At 62.3% G+C, this 3,461-nt stretch carries 4 protein-coding genes; 2 read left to right on the forward strand and 2 right to left on the reverse strand.

What is annotated here, in order from left to right; genetic code table 11:
* The coding region (locus ACLP4W_RS11190; RefSeq protein WP_442386199.1) for a serine hydrolase domain-containing protein at positions 1-524 on the forward strand (524 nt) is incomplete at its 5' end.
* A 104-nt stretch (positions 525-628) separates the two neighbouring features.
* Here the strand turns inward: ACLP4W_RS11190 and ACLP4W_RS11195 are convergent.
* Together ACLP4W_RS11195 and polX are read right to left on the reverse strand one after the other, a co-directional pair.
* Positions 629-808: a hypothetical protein gene (locus ACLP4W_RS11195; protein ID WP_442386202.1), complete on the reverse strand. Its 180-nt coding sequence runs from the start codon at positions 806-808 to the stop codon at positions 629-631.
* Between the two features lie 281 nt (positions 809-1,089).
* Complete coding sequence (polX, locus tag ACLP4W_RS11200; protein WP_442386200.1) at positions 1,090-2,862, reverse strand: DNA polymerase/3'-5' exonuclease PolX; 1,773 nt, start codon at positions 2,860-2,862, stop codon at positions 1,090-1,092.
* Between the two features lie 249 nt (positions 2,863-3,111).
* On the opposite strand from polX, the gene ACLP4W_RS11205 reads away from it, so the two are divergent.
* The gene (locus tag ACLP4W_RS11205; RefSeq protein WP_442386201.1) at positions 3,112-3,333 is read left to right on the forward strand and encodes a hypothetical protein; all 222 of its coding nucleotides are present in this window, start codon (positions 3,112-3,114) and stop codon (positions 3,331-3,333) included.
* Positions 3,334-3,461: the final 128 nt, after the last annotated feature.

The following is a 3,461-nucleotide window of genomic DNA, read 5'->3' on the forward strand; positions in this document are numbered from 1 at the left end:
GTCTGGTGGTGGAAAAAGTCAGTGGGCAATCGTTGCCCGACTATATCCGTGACCACATCCTCACGCCGCTGGGCATGAGACAAACCAGTTTCCCCACAGGCAATGAATTTCCACAGCCGCATGCCCGGGGCTATACCAACTGGACCGCTCACGTTGGCGAAGCCACCGCCACCGACTGGGATCCGTCGTGGGGCTGGGCCGCCGCTGCGGTGATTTCCACACTCGAGGATTTGCACATCTGGGCGCCCGCGGCCGCCTCGGGCAGGTTGCTTTCCTCGGCGATGCAGCGACAACGGCTAGAGACGGTAGATGAGCCGGGTGTGCCCACCCAAATCGGATATGGATTGGGAATCACGCTGCCGGGCTACGAAACCGTGGCCGTTTACCTGCCGGAGAAACAACTAACGCTGGTCATCCTCACCAACACCGACATCCATTACCGGGGCGCTGACCCAAGCACGACACTCGCCGCCGCCATCACCACGGTCATCTCCCCTACACACATCTATGCTGTCAGCCCGTAACCCGGAAAAGTGATCGCCCATCCCGGCGTCGGCACCGCCGAATGCGCTGTCGGCCAACCTGTTCGACGACACAAGCGGCGCGCGTCGGGTGACCGGAATGTTCTTCAGCTCAAGCCGTGCACTTCTGCGTGAGCGTCCAGGATGCGACAGCGGCAGTGGGCGCACGCCGGCGCCACTCCGACCGCCGCGCACTCGATGCTGTCGAACGTGGCGGTGTAGCCATCTGCCCGGGTTACGGTGAATGCTTTGTCGTACTCGTTGCCGCAGGTATCACAGATCGCCATAGCAGTCGATTTTCCTTCCTCGAAGCTGACAAATCTGGACCATCGATCTCAGGCGACTGTGCTGGTGCCTAACGGGACGGCCACATCGTCACTTCGTTCGGTTGCTGTGTCACTATCCTTTGGATCTTTCGATGGTGTGCGGTCGACCGGTAGAGACCGAAGTTCCATCCCCGATGGTCGTTCGTCGCTGCGGAGTGATCCCGCATCGGGCGGTCTCGCTTCCAGCCGTGGCCGTTGACGTGAGCGTGGTGAACCGGTTTAGGCAACACTTTTCGGCTTGCTCAATGACGCCGGGAACCGGCGCGGTGGTGCGCGGTGGATAAGTCGTCGGAGAGTCGGCGTCCCTTTGCGAGGAACGCGCGGAGCCGGTCCAGTGGCCAGGTGTTGATCACCTTGTCGGCTGATACCCAACCACGCTGGGCGACGGCGACGCCGTAACGGATGTAGTCCAGATGCGGTACTGCGTGGGCATCGGTGTCGATCGCGAAGACAACGCCATGTTCGCGGGCGCGGCTCACGAGTTCATCGCTGAGATCCAGCCGGTCGGGAAAGGCGTTGATTTCCAAGGCGGTATGGGTGCGCGCGGCGGCCGCGAACACCGCGTCGGCGTCGAAATCGACCGGCGGACGACGACCGAGAAGGCGGGTCGTCGGATGGCCGATGATGTTGACGTAGGGGTGCTCGATGGCGGTGAGCAGACGCCGGGTCATCGCCTCGCGGGTCTGGTCGAGATCGGAGTGCACCGAAGCAACCAGGACGTCAAAGCTGGCGAGGAAGTCGTCATCCCAGTCCAGGGACCCATCCGCGGCGATGTTGAGTTCGGAGCCGTGCAACAACTCGATACCGTGGCGGCGAGCCAGCTTGGGCAGCTCGCCGCGTTGTTGGAGGGCCTTGGCACGCGTCATTCGCTGCATCGCCAGCAGCGGGGCGTGATCGGTGATGGCGCAGTAACGATATCCGCGGCCGGACGCGGCGGCGACCATCTCATCCAGGCTGGCGAGGCCGTCGGTGAGATTGGTATGCACGTGGAGGTCGCCGATGATGTCGGCCACCTCCACTAGGTCAGGGAGATGGCCCTCCAGCGCAGCTTCGACTTCGCCGCGGTCTTCGCGCAAAACCGGCGGAATCCACGGCAGCCCGAGTCCGGCGTAGATGTCCGCTTCGTCTGTCGATGCCAATAGGTGGTCGTTATCGACGCGGAACAGCCCATACTCGGACAACTTCAGCCCGGCCCGTACGGCCAATTCGCGGATGCGGATGTTGTGAGCTTTAGACCCGGTGAAGTATTGCAGAGCCGCGCCCCAGACCTTCGCAGGCACCACCCGCAGGTCCACCTGGATACCTTTCGTTGTCACCACCGAAGACTTGGTGGGGCCGTGGGCCAGCACCCGATCCGCCAACGGCATGGTGCAGAAGTGGTCCATGACCGATGCCGGGTCTTCGTCTGCGGCCACCAACAGGTCGATGTCGCCGACAGTGTCGCGCATCCGCCGCAAGGATCCTGTGTAGTCGACTCGGCTCACCTGCGGAAGTGCGGCGAGCCGCGCGACCAGATCCTCGGCGATATCGAGAGCGAGCGCCAGCGGCATGCGCCCCCCGACTTCCTGCATCTGGCGGATCGCACGGGCCAGGTTGCGTTCGCTGGTCTCGCCCCAGCCTTTCAGGTTGCGCAGCTGTTCGTCGTGCAATGCGGTTAGTAGTTCCGGCATCGACGAAATGCCCAGCTCCACATAGACCTGGTGGGCCCGCTTGGGTCCGAGTCCGGGGATCCCCAGGAGAGCGCGCAGACCCGCGGGCAGCTGGGCGTGCAGTTCCTCCAAAGCGGTGATGCGGCCGGTTTGACGGAACTCGAGCAGCTTGTCGGCGGTGTGCGCACCGACCGCCGGGATCGCCATCAAACCTTTCCGGTCGAGAGTGTCGAGATCGAGGGGGTAACCGGCGACCGAACGGGCGGCCTTCTCATAAGAACGCACCCGGTATGGATCGCCACCGGAGATGGCAATCAAGTCGGCCAGCTCCTGCAGCGCCTCGGCCGCGGCGTCATTCGAACGCATGAGGCACTGCCTCACCCAATCGGGTGTCCTTGTTCATCAACAGTGGCTCGCACAACTCCGAAGCACCTCCTGCGGTCGTCGAACCAGATACAGAATCGACCTTGTTATGCCTGCTCGCCAGCTGGCGAAAGACCTCGTTCTCGGGACTTCCGGCCACGGATAAGCGGGACTTCCGACTCCGGGCATCTCGCCATCGCGGCGGTCTCGTCAAGAATCCCGATCTGACGGTGCGGAGGATTACTTCCCATTATGAAAATGTGGATACAGATTCAATACCACGATGAGGATGACGAGTTTCCGGACGACGCCACCTACGAAATACTCACGGGCGGTGTGCTAAAGGTCGTCAGCGGCAATGATATTCATCTCTACAGTCCGGCGTACTGGCAAGAGGCCACGATTGATACCCGCTCAGCGAATGAGCGTGACAGACAAGTCCCACAACTGGACGAAGATCTCAAATGGCAGTGAGCCGTCTGTAAGTATTCGCATGGCTGGCCCGGTGCTGGCTGACAGGATCGGTGTCGCCGTCTGGCTGGGTGTGACTCATGAACCGTGTGGCCCCTGATGGGTGCTCTTCCCGGGATCTGTCCACTCGG

The sequence above is a fragment of the Mycobacterium sp. genome (genome assembly GCF_052145595.1).
In the GTDB taxonomy this organism is placed as follows: domain Bacteria; phylum Actinomycetota; class Actinomycetes; order Mycobacteriales; family Mycobacteriaceae; genus Mycobacterium.